Origin of the sequence: Ligilactobacillus sp. LYQ139 (assembly GCF_045033025.1) — a bacterium.
In the GTDB taxonomy this organism is placed as follows: Bacteria; Bacillota; Bacilli; order Lactobacillales; family Lactobacillaceae; genus Ligilactobacillus.
The window spans coordinates 98,600-115,019 of the sequence record NZ_JBJFZW010000001.1 but is presented as its reverse complement, the minus strand read 5'-3'; the positions used below and the strand labels follow the sequence as shown (position 1 = coordinate 115,019).

At 51.6% G+C, this 16,420-nt stretch carries 13 protein-coding genes; 12 read left to right on the top strand and 1 reads right to left on the bottom strand.

The features are described from left to right. The first annotated feature begins 7 nt into the window (after positions 1 to 7). From fmt to ACI3E1_RS00525, 6 genes are read left to right on the top strand one after another with little or no spacing between them, the layout of a single operon-like run. Positions 8 to 964 carry a methionyl-tRNA formyltransferase gene (gene fmt, locus ACI3E1_RS00550; RefSeq protein WP_405023733.1) on the top strand — a complete coding sequence of 319 codons (957 nt, stop codon included), beginning with the start codon at positions 8 to 10 and terminating at the stop codon, positions 962 to 964. After that, a complete protein-coding gene (rsmB, locus tag ACI3E1_RS00545; RefSeq protein WP_405023732.1) occupies positions 954 to 2,285 on the top strand; it encodes a 16S rRNA (cytosine(967)-C(5))-methyltransferase RsmB in 1,332 nt (443 codons plus the stop codon). The genes fmt and rsmB overlap by 11 nt, the downstream gene beginning before the upstream one ends. Positions 2,286 to 2,297: 12 nt before the next feature. Next, the gene (locus ACI3E1_RS00540) at positions 2,298 to 3,035 is read left to right on the top strand and encodes a Stp1/IreP family PP2C-type Ser/Thr phosphatase (RefSeq protein WP_405023731.1); all 738 of its coding nucleotides are present in this window, start codon (positions 2,298 to 2,300) and stop codon (positions 3,033 to 3,035) included. 1 nt (position 3,036) lies between these two features. Continuing rightward, positions 3,037 to 4,794 (top strand): Stk1 family PASTA domain-containing Ser/Thr kinase, encoded by a 1,758-nt coding sequence (gene pknB, locus ACI3E1_RS00535; RefSeq protein ID WP_405023730.1) that lies wholly within the window; start codon positions 3,037 to 3,039, stop codon positions 4,792 to 4,794. Beyond that, complete coding sequence (rsgA, locus tag ACI3E1_RS00530) at positions 4,795 to 5,697, top strand: ribosome small subunit-dependent GTPase A (RefSeq protein ID WP_405023729.1); 903 nt, start codon at positions 4,795 to 4,797, stop codon at positions 5,695 to 5,697. Continuing rightward, positions 5,694 to 6,356 carry a thiamine diphosphokinase gene (locus tag ACI3E1_RS00525; RefSeq protein ID WP_405023728.1) on the top strand — a complete coding sequence of 221 codons (663 nt, stop codon included), beginning with the start codon at positions 5,694 to 5,696 and terminating at the stop codon, positions 6,354 to 6,356. Before rsgA ends, ACI3E1_RS00525 begins: the two co-directional genes overlap by 4 nt. Before the next feature lie 96 nt (positions 6,357 to 6,452). Here the strand turns inward: ACI3E1_RS00525 and rpmB are convergent, their stop codons facing one another. Next, positions 6,453 to 6,638 (bottom strand): 50S ribosomal protein L28, encoded by a 186-nt coding sequence (gene rpmB, locus ACI3E1_RS00520; RefSeq protein ID WP_283581763.1) that lies wholly within the window; start codon positions 6,636 to 6,638, stop codon positions 6,453 to 6,455. Positions 6,639 to 6,855: 217 nt separating this feature from the next. On the opposite strand from rpmB, the gene ACI3E1_RS00515 reads away from it, so the two are divergent. The 6 genes from ACI3E1_RS00515 to smc all read left to right on the top strand — a co-directional run bounded on the left by ACI3E1_RS00515 (position 6,856) and on the right by smc (position 16,384). Next, a complete protein-coding gene (locus ACI3E1_RS00515) occupies positions 6,856 to 7,233 on the top strand; it encodes an Asp23/Gls24 family envelope stress response protein (RefSeq protein WP_405023727.1) in 378 nt (125 codons plus the stop codon). 12 nt (positions 7,234 to 7,245) lie between these two features. Beyond that, positions 7,246 to 8,931: a DAK2 domain-containing protein gene (locus ACI3E1_RS00510; RefSeq protein ID WP_405023726.1), complete on the top strand. Its 1,686-nt coding sequence runs from the start codon at positions 7,246 to 7,248 to the stop codon at positions 8,929 to 8,931. Between the two features lie 67 nt (positions 8,932 to 8,998). After that, the gene (recG, locus tag ACI3E1_RS00505; protein ID WP_405023725.1) at positions 8,999 to 11,041 is read left to right on the top strand and encodes an ATP-dependent DNA helicase RecG; all 2,043 of its coding nucleotides are present in this window, start codon (positions 8,999 to 9,001) and stop codon (positions 11,039 to 11,041) included. Positions 11,042 to 11,101: 60 nt separating this feature from the next. After that, positions 11,102 to 12,139, top strand: coding sequence for a phosphate acyltransferase PlsX (gene plsX / locus ACI3E1_RS00500; RefSeq protein ID WP_405023724.1), 1,038 nt, complete (start codon positions 11,102 to 11,104; stop codon positions 12,137 to 12,139). Between the two features lie 13 nt (positions 12,140 to 12,152). Further along, positions 12,153 to 12,863, top strand: a complete 711-nt coding sequence (rnc, locus tag ACI3E1_RS00495) for a ribonuclease III (protein ID WP_405023723.1) — start codon at positions 12,153 to 12,155, stop codon at positions 12,861 to 12,863. Next, a complete protein-coding gene (gene smc, locus ACI3E1_RS00490; RefSeq protein ID WP_405023722.1) occupies positions 12,863 to 16,384 on the top strand; it encodes a chromosome segregation protein SMC in 3,522 nt (1,173 codons plus the stop codon). Before rnc ends, smc begins: the two co-directional genes overlap by 1 nt. Positions 16,385 to 16,420: the final 36 nt, after the last annotated feature.

Genomic DNA, 16,420 nt, shown 5'->3' with positions numbered 1-16,420 from the left:
GTTAGCAATGACATCAGTAGTATTTATGGGAACGCCGCAGTTTGCCGCTTCGATTTTAACGGCGGTAATTGACGCGGGATATGACCTTCTGGCGGTTGTTACCCAACCAGACCGGCGGGTGGGACGGAAGCGACAACTTGTTGCTTCGCCCGTTAAACAAGTTGCCCTTGGGCACAACTTAAAGGTGCTTCAACCAGAAAAAATTAGTGGGAGTGCGGCCATGGAAGAAATTATTGCCATGCAGCCTGATTTCATTATTACCGCGGCGTACGGCCAATTTTTACCGGAAAAACTGCTCCGGGCGGCAAAGGTAGCGGCCGTTAACGTTCATGGGTCATTGCTTCCCCGGTACCGCGGGGGAGCGCCGGTGCAGTATGCTATCATGAACGGAGATGAGCAAACGGGAGTTACCATCATGTATATGGTGAAGGCTATGGATGCGGGGGACATTCTTGCGCAAGAGTCGTTGCCAATCGGACCTAACGATGACACGGGGACGATTTTTACGCGGATGAGTGGCGTGGGGGCGACGCTTCTGCTCCAGACGCTTCCCCGCCTGATTAAGGGGCAGGTTAACCCGGTTCCGCAGGACGAATCGCAGGTTGTCTTTTCTCCAACAATTAGGCCTGAACAGGAGCAGCTGTCGCTTGCGCTGACCGCATCGCAGGTTGATTGGCGTGTGCGGGCTTTGCGGCCTCAGCCGGGGGCATATTTTGCGCATATGAACGGGAAGCGAACAAAGCTTTGGCGGGTAACTCCCCTAAGTGAGGTGACAACTGCTCCAAGTGGGACCGTCACTATCCGGACAAAGCACCGGCTTGTCCTTGCGGCCGCTGAAGGGACCCAGTACGAAGTGAACGAACTGCAACCGGCAGGCAAGGCCCGAATGGATATTACGGCTTATCTGAACGGGGGCGGCCAACAGATTAAGGAAGGAATGCAGGTAATTACCGATGCAGATTAATGAAACACCGCGGAACCTTGTGGTTGATATGCTTGACCGGGTAATGCGGCAGCACGCCTATTCAAATCTCACCTTAAACCAGGTCCTCAGCCATCACCCTCTTACTCAAAAGGATCAACGGTTGTTAACGCAGCTTTTTAACGGGGTATTACAGCACCGGTTAACGCTGGAATATTGGTTAACCCCGTTTATTCGGGGAAAGCAGCTAGTTCCCTGGGTTAATGAGCTGTTGTTAAGTGCCCTGTACCAGATGCACTACCTTGATCGGATTCCTGACCGGGCGGTGTTTAGCGAAACGATTGAGATTGCTAAGCGGCGTGGTCATGCGGGAATCCGCCGGTTTGTAACTGGGGTTCTCCACGCCGTTCAGCGCCAGGGAGTCCGACCGCTCAGTGTAATTGCTGATCCGGTAAAAAAGCTTAGCATCACGGCAAGCGTTCCGCAGTGGCTCGTACAGCAGCTGGTTGCGGAACACGGGTTCTCCCGAATAGAGCGGATGTTGGCAACAATTAACGACCCCCCGGTGCAGAGTGTACGAGTGGTTCATCCGGCTACGCGCGTCCGGGTCGTTGAGGCGCTGCGACGTGCGGGGTTAGCGGTAACCCCAAGTCCCATTACACCAGTAGGGCTACGGGTGACAGGGGGGTTTGTTCCGGCAACCGCGGCTTTTAAACAGGGATTGATTACCGTTCAGGATGAAAGTGCACAGCTCGCGGTGGATGCCCTCATGGTTCGTCCAGCGGATCAAGTGCTAGATGCGTGTGCGGCCCCGGGCGGGAAAACAACCCAAATTGCCGGGAAGTTAACTACCGGAAGAGTTACGGCCCTTGATCTGCATGCCCATAAGATAAAGTTAATTAAGCAGAATGCTACCCGGTGTGGGGTGGCCGCACGGGTTAACGCCCGTCAATTAGATGCGCGGCGAGCAGCCGCCACCTTTACTCCTGGTTGTTTTGACCGGATTTTGGTGGATGCGCCGTGTTCGGGGATTGGATTACTCCGGCGTAAACCCGAAATTCGGTACATGAAAACGGCGGCGGATTCTAAGCAGTTGCACGCTATTCAAGGAGCAATTCTTGACGCTGTCGCTCCCACGTTGCGGGTTGGCGGCCGGTTAGTATACAGTACCTGCACCATCTTGCAGCAGGAAAACGAGAAAACGGTGACGGCTTTCCTTGCCCGCCATCCCGAGTATACCCTTGAGCGAGTACAAACGACCAAGGGGATTAAGACCGACCGGGAAACGGATTCTTTAACCATTTACCCGGATGATTTCATGACGGACGGGTTCTTCATTGCAGCTCTCCGGCGCATTAAGTAGGAGGTGGTTTTAGTGGATGTGGATTATGAAACGATTACCGGGAGGGTACGGCAGCATAACGAAGATGCCGTGCAGCTTGTTACTAATCAGGGCGGTGTGACCGCAGCAATCGTTGCTGATGGGCTTGGAGGACATCAGGGGGGGGAAATTGCGTCTAAGATGGCGGTTTCTAGCCTTGGGTTTCAGTTTCAGCAAACAACTCTCACCACCCCTAGTGCCATCGAACCATGGCTTCAGCAAGTAATTCCCCAGGAAAATAGCGCTATTATTGAGCGGTCGCGGGAATACCCTGACCTTGCAGGGATGGGGACGACCCTGGTGTGTGCCTTTATTTTTCCACGGGATTTTGTGGTTGCCCATGTTGGGGACAGCAGGGCGTACGTTTTTCGAAAGGGACGGCTACAACAACTTACCACTGATCATTCCCTGGTTAATGAATTATTAGCAGCGGGGGAATTGCAACCAGAAGAAGTGGCGACGTTTCCCCATAAGAACGTTATTACCCGAACCTTAGGAATTTCGGACCAGGTTAAAGCGGACGTCGCAACGTTTCCGTTTCTTCATGAAGATCAGCTGCTTTTGTGTACGGATGGTCTTTATAAGTTGGTGGACCAGTCTACGATGGAGCAACTGTTGACAACGGCGCCAACGGTTACGGCGGCGGTTCACCGGCTGGTAGAAGCGGCTAACGTTGCGGGGGGAACTGATAATATTACGGCGCTTGTGGTTAAGAATGAAGGAGGCGAGTAGGATGAAGATCGGCTACATCTTAAACGAACGGTACCAGATCAATGCGCTCATTGGCGAAGGCGGCATGGCCAACGTTTACCGCGCGCGGGATTTGATCCTTAATCGGGACGTAAGCGTGAAGCTATTACGCTTGGATCTCCGGGATAATCCGGACGCAATGCGGCGGTTTCAGCGTGAAGCGTACGCCTTAACTGAACTTACGAACCCCCACATTGTAACCATCTATGATTACGGGGAAGAAGGGGGCATGCAGTACCTTGTGACCGAGTATGTTGCAGGGACTGATTTGCGGACATATATTAACCAGCACTTCCCGTTCCGGTACACGGAAGTGATCCGGATTATGGACCAGATTCTGGACGCGATGGCGGCAGCCCACGCGCACAATATTATCCACCGGGATTTAAAACCGCAAAACATTTTGATTGATAATCAGGGGAATGTAAAGGTGACGGATTTTGGCATTGCACTTGCTGACACCATGACACGCACTAACGCCATGGTAGGGTCGGTCCACTACATTTCACCAGAACAAGCCCGGGGCGGAGCGGTAACGGCGCAGTCTGATATTTATTCCCTGGGGATTATCCTGTTTGTGTTGCTAACCAATACGTTGCCGTACAACGGGGATACTCCCGTCGCAATTGCCCTTAAGCACAGTAAAGAAGCAATGCCGTCCGTACGAAAGTATGATGTGGGAATCCCCCAATCATTAGAAAACGTGGTTTTACACGCCACGGCTAAGAAACGACCGGATCGTTACCCGACGGTGGTCGCAATGAAGAAGGACTTGGATTCTGCCCTGTCATTTGAGCGGCAAGGAGAGGTACGCTGGGAACCGCGCTCCTATGTAAACGAAGAAACAAAGGTATTACCAACGTTAAATACGGCGGCACCGGCACCGGCGGTAGAAGCCCAGCCCAACACGCCAACAGAGCGACCAGTTTCTTCAAAAAAAGACAAGGTTCCCGTTTCTCATAAGGCAAACCACCGGCGTCACCATCCCCGGCGATGGCGGTGGGCCATTGCAGGCGTTGGGGTTATTCTGCTTGGAATTTTAGGTGGCGGCGCTGTGTGGGCGTTAGTTCCCCAGCAGGTTCCGGCAGTTGCCGGCATGACAGTTGCAACTGCCCGAACTGCGTTGCAGGAAAAACATCTCCGCGTTGCGGGAGTGACAAAGCAATATAATTCCCATTACTTAGCTGGCCAGGTAATTACGACGACCCCCGGTCAGGGGAAGAAGGTTCGCCGGAATGGCGCCGTGAGGTTAGTTGTTTCCCAGGGAGCGGACCGCAAACGGTTCGGCGATTATCAGGGGCAGTCGTTTAACCAGGTTAAACGGCGTTTGGAGCACCAGGGAATGACGGTGCTCCGTCAAAACGTGTACGTTCCTGGGATGACGGCGGGCCAAATTATGGATCAGAGTATTGCCCCGGGGGAGCGCGTTGTTCCTCAGCAGACAACGGTGACGTTGACCGTTAATACCGGCCAACAGTTGTTTCACGTTAAGAACGTGACGGGATGGTCACTTAAACACCTGAAACGGTATGCAACGGAGGAGAGTTTGCGGCTGGTGATTATTAATAAATCAACCAGCGATTACCCGAATAATACGGTAATTAGTCAACAACCGGCTCCTCGGGTATACGTGCGGCACGGGGCTGTGCTGCGGGTTGTTGTTGCGGTTAAGCCGGGAAGCATGACGCAGACGACAACGGAAGTCCCGGTCAGCAATCCCGGGACTTTAAGGAGGAACTAAATGGAAGGACAGGTGCGGCAATCGTTAAGTGGCTACTATGACGTGGAAAGCGGCGGGCACATGTATCGAACCAGGGCCCGCGGGAAACTCCGGCAAAAACGCTGTGCTCCTCTGGTAGGTGACCGGGTTGAGTTTAAGGTTGATAAGGGGACGGAGTACGGTTACCTCTTGCGGGTGTTTCCCCGGAAGAACGAATTGGTGCGGCCACCAGTAGCGAATATTGATTGCGCCATCGTGGTCACAGCCGCAGTGGAGCCCGCCTTTAACCAAAACCTACTGGACCGGCAGCTGATTATGCTGACGGCCCAACAAATTACACCGGTACTATACTTTTCGAAGGGGGATTTAATGCTTCCCGAGCAGCGAATTAAACTGGCGGAAAAGGTCGCGTATTACCAGCAATTTTACCGGTGTTTTTTCCCGGCAAAAATGGATGACCAGGACACGCTTACGGCGTTGCGCGGAACCCTCACGAACCAGGTAGCGGTGGTAATGGGGCAAACCGGTGCGGGAAAATCAACGCTCCTCAACCAGTTAGCGCCCGAATTAGCTTTGGAAACGGGAACCGTATCTAAGGCGCTTTCCCGGGGAAAACACACGACACGGCGGGTGACACTTCTTTCCGTTGGTACCGCGTTAATCGCTGATACACCAGGATTCTCATCGTTTGAGCTTCGGAATCTTACCCGGGAAAACGTTCCTGGGTTGTTTCCGGAGTTTACTAGCAGGCAAATAGGGTGTAAGTTTCGTGGATGCCTACACCTTAACGAACCCTCCTGTGCCGTAAAGGCGGCCGTTGATGACGGTCAGATTGATCAACAGCGGTATGCTGATTACGTGCAGTTTCAGGACTGGCTGGCTCATCAACGGCCCCGGTACGGAAAAAATAGGGGGGGTATATGATGCAACAGGTAAACGTGTTAGTCGGGGGACCAGCAGAGTTTCTTCCGGAAAATGTTTTTGCTCGTGCCGGCCAGTGGCTTGGCGTTGATAAGGGGGCGGTGGCACTTGTTCGTCACCACTGCCGAATGGTTGCAGCAATCGGTGATTTTGATACCGCTGGTCGGATGGGCTGGGCGGTTAAGCAGGTAACGCCATGGGCAAATACTCTGGTGCAGGCTCCCCCAGAGAAAGATGATACCGATACTGAGTTAGCCTTGCGGTGGTTGGCAACAACCATGCCCCAAGCGGCCATTACGGTATACGGGGCGACCGGAGGACGGTTAGACCACCTGTTAGCTAACATCTTGTTTCCCCTGCGCCCTGAATTACGGCAGTTAGCTCCTCATGTGACGCTTCGGGACCGGCAAAACGTAGTTCAGTTTTACCTGCCGGGAACGCATAAATTAGTGCCGGAAAACCAAATGAACTACCTTGCGGTGATTCCATTAATGCCCGTTATGGGACTGACACTGCGTGGGTTAAAGTATCCATTAACGGAAGCGCGGTTTACTACCGCTCGGGCCCTTGTCAGCAACGAGTTTAATGCCGCAACGGCTCAGATGAGTTTTACGCAGGGGGTAGTGTGCGTAATTCAAAGTAAGGACATTGTCAGAAAATAGTGGACAAAGAAAAAGCATGCATTTCCAACGACTAAGAGGGAATACATGCTTTTTAGTAATAAAAAAGACTCCTAAGGGAGAGGAGCCTTTCACTAACTATACGCGCTTAACCTTACCTGACTTAAGCGCCCGGGCTGAAACGTAAACCTTCTTCGGCTTACCATCAACCATGATGCGTACCTTCTGCAGGTTCGGCTTCCAGCTCCGGTTTGATGAGTTTAAAGCGTGGGAACGCTTCTTTCCGAAGGTGGTCTTCCGGCCAGTGATGTAATCCTTTGCCATCGTTAATCCTCCCTTAGCACTAGATTGCAAGTAGTACTTGCTCATTCAGTTAATAAAGTTATCATAGGATCCTAACGATTGCAAGGAAAAGTGTAAAGTAAATTTGCTTGGCAGGATTTATTTTTAGTAATCGGGATGAAGCGTAACTTTTAATCTGTCGGGGGCTGTGCTATTATCGTACTATGATTATTTGACCATTAAGGGAGGCTGGGTGCTCATGGCAGTTAAAATTCAAAACCAGTTTGGGAGCATTGATATTGATAACAACGTAATTGCATCTGTTGTTGGCGGTGCGGCCACTGAGGTTTTTGGTATTGTTGGGATGGCCAGCAAAAACCAGATTCGGGATAACCTAAACGAGATCCTGAAGCGGGATAACTTTGCCAAGGGTGTCGTTGTCCGGCAGGATGGCGAGCAGATTGCCGTGGACGTCTACATTATTGTGGGATACGGTACGAAGATTTCTGAGGTTTGCCGGAACGTCCAGAATAAGGTCAAGTATAACCTGGAATCCATGCTCGGAATCACTGCTGATGCGGTGAACGTAATTGTGCAAGGCGTTCGCGTGATCGACGTTGAAGCTGAGCGTAGGTAGGAGGATATGGTCTTGAAGGTTTCCGAAATAACTGAAACTGAATTTCGTAAAATGGTCGCGGTTAGTACCCGGCGGCTCAATGAAAATGCTGATTTTATTAATAAGTTGAACGTCTTCCCCGTTCCGGATGGCGATACGGGGACAAATACCAGTATGTCACTTGCGAGCGGTGCAAAGTACGTCGCAGAATCGGCGGCAACGAGTGTTGGCGAGCTGATGACGGCCCTGGCTAAGGGATTGTTAATGGGTGCTCGGGGTAATTCTGGGGTAATCTTGTCTCAAATTTTTCGAGGATTTAACCGGTCAGTTGGCAAGAAAAAGACGTTAACAGCGCAGGACTTAGCTGACGCCATTACAAATGGGGCTGAAACGGCGTATAAAGCGGTGATGAAGCCTACTGAAGGGACCATTTTAACGGTGGCCCGGAAGGCGGCGGAGGCTGCTCGTCATACCGTTAGGCAAACAAACGATGCGGCTCAGGTTATGCAGGCGGCGGCGGCGGGTGCGGCTAAAGCGTTGGCAGCGACTCCCGATTTGCTTCCTGTCTTAAAGGAGGTTGGCGTGGTTGATTCTGGAGGGCAGGCGTTGACGTTTGTTTACCAAGCGTTTGCGGATGCCTTAACCGGAAACGTTGCGGTTGATGAAACGCACCAACCGACCCCGGGCGAAATGGAAGGCATGGTGAGCGCTAAGCACCAGGAGGCCGCTCAGACCCAGCTTAATCCGGAAGACATCAAGTATGGTTACTGTACTGAAATTATGGTGCGGTTAGGGGCCGGGAAGCTTGTTGATAAGCAATTTGATTATGATGAATTCCGGGGGTACCTGAATAAACTGGGGGATTCCCTCCTGGTAATTGCTGATGACGAAGTTGTTAAGGTTCACGTGCACACGGAACATCCGGGTAAAGTACTATCTTATGGTCAGCATTTCGGGGCTTTGATTAAGGTGAAGGTTGATAACATGCGCCTTCAGCATGAAACTATCTTGGAAGAAAACGGCGTAGAAGACCAGCCCGCTCCACAGAAAAATGAGGTTGCGGGGGACTACGGAATTATTGCGATTGCTTCCGGTGACGGGATTGCTAAGATGTTTACCGGATTAGGGGTAACCAATGTTCTGAGTGGGGGCCAAACGATGAACCCAAGTACGGCTGACATTGTCGCTGTAATTAAGGCGACAAAGGCTGATAAGGTCATTATTTTACCAAACAACAAGAACATTTTCATGGCGGCAGAACAGGCCGCCGAAGTGGTTGACGCGGATGTTGCCGTTGTTCCTACTAAGACCATTGCGCAGGGGATGACGGCGTTACTTGATTTTAATAAGGATCTGTCCCTTGCGGAGAACGCAAAGAACATGGCCGCTAACCTTGACGACGTTAAGTCCGGTCAGGTAACGGTTGCTGTCCGGGATACAACGATTGACGGGCGAGCAATTCACAAAGGCGATTATATGGGAATTGTTGATGGTACCATCGTCGTGACAAATACCGACCAGAAGAAAGCGGCTGTGGAAATGGTTGGTCACATGTTAGATGAAGACAGCGAAATTGTAACGATTATTTACGGGGAAGACGGCAGTGAAACGGAAGCACAGGCGATTAAAGCGGCCGTTTTAACCCTGGATGATGAACTCGAGGTTGAAATCCATGCGGGTGATCAGCCGGTTTACCCGTACCTGATTTCAGTTGAGTAAAAATCCCTCCGGGTGATTGGTCCGTGTGGCCGGTCACCCTTTTTGTGGTTTAGTGGAGGTGAATGGTATGGACGAACTTGCCCAGCCCGTGACCGTGCTAACGGGAGTCGGGCCCAAGAAGCAACAGGCCCTCAATAAACTGGGGATTAACACAATTGAGGATTTACTGGTTGATTACCCGTTCCGGTACGATGATTTCACCACGAAAAAGATTGATGAAATTGCGGATGAAGAGAAGGTAACTCTCAAGGGAGTTGTCGGTTCCGAGCCGGTTTTAACCCGGTTTGGTCGCCGAAAAAGCCGATTAAATTTTCGGCTGATTCTTGATTCAGCAGTTATCATGGTGACGTTTTTTAACCAGCCATACCTCAAAAAGCAACTAACGCTTGGGGCAGAAATTGGGGTTTACGGGAAATATAATGCGGCCCGCCAACGGCTAACCGGGATGAAACTGATTAATCTGCAGAAGATTAAGGATCGCGGTTTTCAGGGGGTCTATCGGGCTTCCAATGAGATCAAAGCCAATGCCATTGAGCAGCTCGTCCGGCAAGCGTACGACCGGTTTCATTCCGCTATCCATGATGTGGTTCCAGTAGGTCTCCGTCAAAAGTACCGCTTAGAGCCACGGGAACAGATGATTCATGATATGCACTTTCCGGCCACCATGCAGGCGGCGAAACGGGCGCGCCGGTCGGCGATTTTTGAAGAATTTTTTCGGTTTCAAGTGGAACTTCAATACGTGCGGCGCCGGAACCAGCATGAAGCGGGGTTAGCAATTAAGTATGACGTCACTACCCTGCGGGACTTTATTCGCCGGTTGCCCTTTGAATTAACGGCCGCCCAAAAGCGGGTGGTAAACGAAATTTGTGCGGACATGCTCCGGCCCGTTCACATGAACCGGTTACTGCAGGGGGACGTTGGATCAGGGAAAACGGTTGTTGCTGCGATAGCCATGGCGGCTGCGGTTAGTGCAGGTTTTCAAGCGGCGCTGATGGCACCTACTGAAATTCTGGCCGAACAGCACGCTGCTAAGCTTGCTAAGTTGTTTGAACCCTTGGGAATTACTGTGGGATTGCTTACAGGAAGTTCAGCGTCCCGGGCAGCCCAACGGCGGGAATTACTGGCACACTTGGCCAACGGAGACGTTGATATCATTGTGGGAACGCATGCGTTGATTCAGGAGCCAGTTGGGTTTCATAATCTCGGGCTAATTGTAACCGACGAGCAACACCGGTTTGGGGTTAACCAGCGCCGGACGCTGCGGTTAAAGGGGGGAAACCCCGACGTACTGGCGATGACCGCGACACCGATTCCCCGAACTTTAGCAATCACGGCGTACGGTGAAATGGATGTTTCCATTATTGACGAACTACCGGCAGGCCGGAAACCGATTAAGACCACCTGGTTGCGGAAAGCCCAGTTAAATGACGGCTTAGGGTTCATCGAAACCCGCCTCCAATCTGGGGAGCAGGCCTATGTTATTTCTCCGCTCATTGAGGAAAGCGATGCGGTTGAGTTGCAAAACGCCACGGCCGTCTATGAACGACTAACAACACGATTTGCTAGCTACCGCGTAGGATTACTCCACGGACAAATGAGTGCGGACGAAAAGAACGCAGTAATGCGGGCATTTAAGAACCATGAAATTGACGTTTTGGTCTCCACAACGGTCATTGAAGTTGGGGTGGACGTCCCTAACGCCACGACCATGATGATTCTTGATGCTGATCATTTTGGACTAGCGCAACTTCATCAACTCCGGGGGCGGGTCGGTCGGGGAGCCGTCCAGTCGTACTGTTTGTTAGTGGCGGATCCTAAAACGGATTACGGGAAAAAGCGACTTGAGACGATGATTCAGACAGCCGATGGTTTTGTGATTGCCCAGCGGGATTTGGAATTACGTGGGCCCGGTGAAGTAATGGGCGAGCGTCAATCGGGACTGCCCGCATTTAAGGTAGGGGATCCGGTTCAGGACCTAACTATCCTTGAAGTTGCGCAGCAGGCAGCTCATGCGGTGGTGTTTGCGGCGGACTTTACAACTAATCCGGCGTATGCAACGTTACGTAGTTACCTGAGAGACCGTGTTTTACGGGTAGGTAATTTCGATTAGTGTTAATTTAGGGTAAAATAGAAAAGAAGTAAATTAAGTATCGTGAAGGGAAGAGAAAGTATGATTAAATTAGCAGTTGATGCGATGGGCGGTGACAACGCACCAGCAAGTGTTGTTGCGGGGGTTGAACGGGCCCGGAATGAATTTAACGACGTTGAGTTTATTTTGTTTGGTGATGAAGCTAAGGTGCGCGCTGTTTTAAAGAACGACGAACGAATTACGCTAAAGCAGGCGGATGAAGTCATTACCATGAACGATGAGCCGGTTAAGGCGGTCCGGAAAAAGAAGACGTCTTCAATGGTGATGGCCGCCAATGCCGTGAAGGAGGGGGAAGCGGATGCCCTGTTCTCGTGTGGAAATACGGGGGCGCTCTTAGCATCTGGTCTCCTGATTGTTGGGCGAATTCGGGGGATTGTACGACCGGGATTGCTGTCGACATTGCCGGTAATTTCGTTGAAGGGGGGATCCTTTAACTTACTGGACAGCGGGGCTAATGCTGACAGTAAGCCAGAACAGCTGTACCAGTATGCCCTTCTCGGGAAGTATTACGCCGAAACTGTTCGGGGAATTAAGAATCCGCGAATCGGTCTGTTGAATAATGGAGAAGAACCACATAAGGGAAGTAAGTTAACGGTTGCGGCCCACCAGTTAATTGCTGCTGATGCAAGCATTAACTTTGTCGGAAACGTTGAGTCCCGGGCAATTGTAAGTGGAGTGTGTGACGTCGTTGTTGCGGATGGGTTTACCGGTAACGCCGTACTTAAATCAATGGAAGGCACCGCCTCGGCTTGCATGCACCTCTTAAAGGACGCAGTTCTTGACGGGGGAATTGCCGGAAAGTTAGGAGCTATGCTGATGGGAAAGAGTTTAAATAAGGTAAAGGTCATGATGGACCAGTCCCAGTATGGTGGCGCCGTTCTCCTCGGAGTTAAGGCACCGGTTGTTAAGGCTCACGGTTCAAGTGATGCCCGGGCGGTTTACGCGACAATCAAGCAGATTCGGGACATGATTAACGGTGAAATGTTACCGCGGTTTAACCAGTTCTTTGCCGCTCAACGGGCTGCCCAGAAGGAAGAAACGGCTAGCCACGCCGAATAGGGGGAATGCGACCGTGATTATTGGACTCGAACATCACTTGGCCACCACTTTTGGCATCCATTTTCATAATCCTGCTTTATTGGATGAAGCCTTTACCCAGGCATCGTACGTGAATGAGCATCCCAAAGAGCACCTCAAATACTACGAACGGATTGAGTTCTTGGGGGATGCCGTTATGCAATTGTGTGTCTCGGAATACCTGTTTAAACGGTATCCGACAATGCCGGAGGGGAAGTTATCCCGGTTGCGGGCTGCCATGGTGTGTGAGGATAGTTTTAGCAAGTTTGCTAAGGAGTGTCACTTTGATGAATATATTCGGCTCGGGAAGGGGGAAGAGAAGGCGAATGCCCGGCAACGGCCGTCCCTTCTCTGTGATATTTTCGAATCGTTTATTGGAGCGCTCTACCTCGACCAGGGGAAGGATGCCGTTGTACGGTTTATTAGTCGGGTAGTTTTTCCCAAGCTTGATATGGGGTGGTTTGATCACTTACTTGATCATAAGACCGAATTGCAAGAACGGTTGCAAGAGAACGGGGATTGTTGCATTGAATATCGCCTAAAAGCAGCTAGTGGACCGGATAATGACCGGCAGTACACGATGACCGTATGGGCGGATGGCCGCCAAATTGGGGAAGGAACGGGCCATTCAAAGAAAGCCGCCGAGCAAGCAGCAGCGGCGCAAGCGTTGCGCGAAATGGTCAACGGACGGAGTGAAGAACGTTAATGAAATTGAAATCACTGACGCTAACCGGCTTTAAGTCGTTTGCGGATAAAACAGTAATTGATTTTCAACCCGGAGTAACCGGAATTGTGGGCCCCAACGGGAGCGGGAAGAGTAATATCACCGAAGCAATTCGGTGGGGGCTAGGTGAACAGTCTGCTAAGAGTTTACGGGGCGGGAAAATGGCCGACGTCATTTTTGCCGGAACGAGTACCCGTTCGCCATTAAATAGGGCTGAAGTCGTTTTAACCTTTGATAATAGCGACCACCTGTTACCGCACCAACCCGAAACCGTTGAGGTTATCCGGCGGCTATACCGGGACGGCACCAGTGAGTTCTGGTTAAACGGCCGTCAGGTGCGGTTACGGGATATCGTGGACCTTTTTTTGGATACAGGCCTGGGAAAGGAATCATTTTCGATTATTTCACAGGGACGTGTTGAAAAAATTTTTAATAGTAAGCCAGAAGAACGCCGGGTAATCGTCGAAGAATTAGCCGGTGTTTTGAAGTATAAGCAAGAAAAGAAGCGGGCGCAGCAGGAGTTGGTGGGCACCCAAGAACACCTGGATCGGGTAGTTGACATTATTACCGAACTAAAAGCGCAACGGGAGCCCCTTAAGGAGCAGGCTAGTATTGCCCGTGACTACCAACACCAGAAGGAGCAGTACGATTACTTATATCAAAGTAAGCTGGTTGTTGAACTTGAGGAAAATAAACGTCGGCGGGTTCAATTAGCAGCGGACGTTGAACAGGCCAGTGAATTAGCAGCTAAAACCGGAAATGACCGGCGTGAACGGCAACGGGCTGTCGCGGAAGTACGGGCAACATTACAGGAAAAGGAACGGGTGCTTGATCAGCTTCAAGAGAATGTTGTGCACCTAACCCAGCAGCACGAGCATCTTATAAGTGAACAGCGGGTTCAGCAACAGGATGCGACTTTCCAGCAGGAACGGGTTGCAGCTGGAAAGAAGGAATTAGTCCGGCTGGAGGCGGAACAAGCGCAGCAAACCATTCAAGTTAAGCAACTACAACGGGTTGTTACGCAACTTCGCCAGGAATATGAAACGGCCACTAAACGAGTGGCGACGCTTGCGCCAGCAGAATGTGCCGATGACCAATTAGCCGCTGCTCTTAAAAGAGCTCAGGCCCAAGTAGCTAAGTTAACAACGGCAAGGTCCGTTGCCAATGCCCGTATTACGGATTTACAAACCCGTCAAAGCCAGGAAAACGAGCCCAACGCCCAAGAAGTTACTGCCACCCACCACCTCGAAGAGGCTCAAAAACGATTGGCAGTAATGCAGCAGGATGTTCAGCAAACAACGCAGCGGCTTAAGGAAATGACAACCCGCCAGCAGGAACTCACCACCAGGCTTCAGGCGGCTGCGGATAAGGAACGGCAGCTTCGGCGGCAGGGCCAACAAGCTGATCGAATTTACCAGCAGGCGACCACTCGGATGGAAACGTTAAGGGGAATGGCCGCAAATTATAACGGCTACTACCAGGGAGTACAAGTAGTGATGAAGGCCCACCTTGACGGGGTAATTGGCACTGTTGCTGATGTGTTAACCGTCCCAGCTCAATATGCCATGGCCATCGAAACGGTGCTTGGTGGTCAGTTACAAAACATCGTTGTTACCAATCAGACTGTGGCCCAACAGGCCATTAAGTATCTTCGGCTGCACCGGTCTGGCCGGGCAACGTTTTTACCCCGCCAATCGGTTACGTCCCGGCAACTAACTCCTGAGCAGCAGGCGCGGGCTGCTCAAATTGATGGGTTTCAGGGAGTGGCTGCCGATTTGGTTACCAGTGCGCAGGAGAATGTTCGGGTAGTTTCTCACCTTTTAGGAGCAACGGTGGTAGCTTCTGATTTAGCGGCGGCTACCCGAATTAGTAACACCTTAAACCGCCGGGTCCGGGTCGTGACGCTCGCCGGTGATTTGATTAGTGCGGGCGGGGCGATGACCGGGGGAGCGATGCAGCACAAGCGCCGGGGAATTCTGGCGCAAAAGCAGCGCCAAGACGAGTTAGCCGTCCAGGTAAAAATGATGCAAACGCGCCTTCAAGCACTCAATCAAACAATTGAAGAAACGCATATCCAAGTGGAAAAACAACGGCAACAGGGTGCCCGGTTAACCCAGGATATTGAACACCTGCGGGCAACCTTAGCGTCTAAAAACCAGGCTATGACCACCGCTGAAGGGACGGTAGCCCGGTGGCAGCAAACCGTTGCCGCTGAAACTAAGTCCCAGCAGACGGCAGCGGCCACTGCCCGCCGGATTAAGGAATTAGAAAAAGAATTAGCGACCACCACGACGGCTTTACACCAGGCAGAACAGCAGGTTGATGAACTGACCGCCAAGCAACGGGCTAAGGCGGTTGCCCGGCAAAAACAAGCCGCTGAGTACACGGCCGCAACGACCACGGTAACGGCAAAGCAGGCGGCGTTAACCGCCCAGCAAGACCGGCTCGCGGACGCAAAGCAACGGCTAATGGCGGTAACCACACGGATTCGTGAACAGCAAAAGGAACTTGCTGGGGTTAAACAACCTATTTCACCTGATACTGCGGCATCCCTTGAGCAAAAGGTGACCGCCATGCATGAGCGGCTAGTGGCCGCTACTGCTCAGATGACCGCCGCTAAGGAAGCGCGCCAACAGCTCCACGTTCAGGTAACTGCGATTGAACGCCAGCTCACCCGGGCTCAGGAATTGGCCGCGGATGCACGCGATGAGTTTCAGCGGCGTCAAACAGCCCTTGCAGCGTGTGAGGAGCTCATGGACCACCACCTCGAGACCTTACGTACTAAGTATGGGGTGACGTATGAGGCGGCTGCAGCAGCAAAACACGAGACCGATTTAGCGGTCATTAACCGGCAATTGCCACTCCTTAAACGAGGAATTGATGAATTGGGAACGGTAAACCTGGGCGCTATTGAAGAGTTCGACCGGGTTGATCAACGGTATCAGTTCCTTGCCCACCAGCAGGCTGACTTACAGGCAGCCTGTGATCAATTGACAGCTACCATTAATGAAATGGATGGCGAAGTGGTTACTAAGTTTAAAGGGGCGTTTGAACAACTCCGGACAGCGTTCCAACAGATTTTTCCTCAGGTTTTTGGTGGGGGACAAGCCGACCTAGAATTAACGGCGCCGGATAATTTGTTAGAAACGGGAATTGAGATTACCGCTCAGCCACCAGGAAAGAAGCAGCAAAACATGCGCCTTCTTTCGGGGGGAGAGCGAGCCCTAACGGCCATTGCTTTACTATTTGCAACGTTACGGGTGCGGCCGGTTCCGTTTGTTATTTTGGACGAAGCGGAGGCTGCCCTGGATGACGCTAATGTTGCCCGGTACGCGCAGTTTTTACGGCGGTTTGATACTGACACACAATTTATCGTGATTACTCACCGAAAAGGAACCATGATGAATGCGAGCGTCCTGTACGGGGTAACGATGCAGGAGGCCGGTGTTTCAAAGATGGTTTCCATTGCTGTTGATGACGCAGTGAATTTAAATCGGGAGTAAAGTTTGGTAGAATGTTACTCAGAAAAACGCACGAAC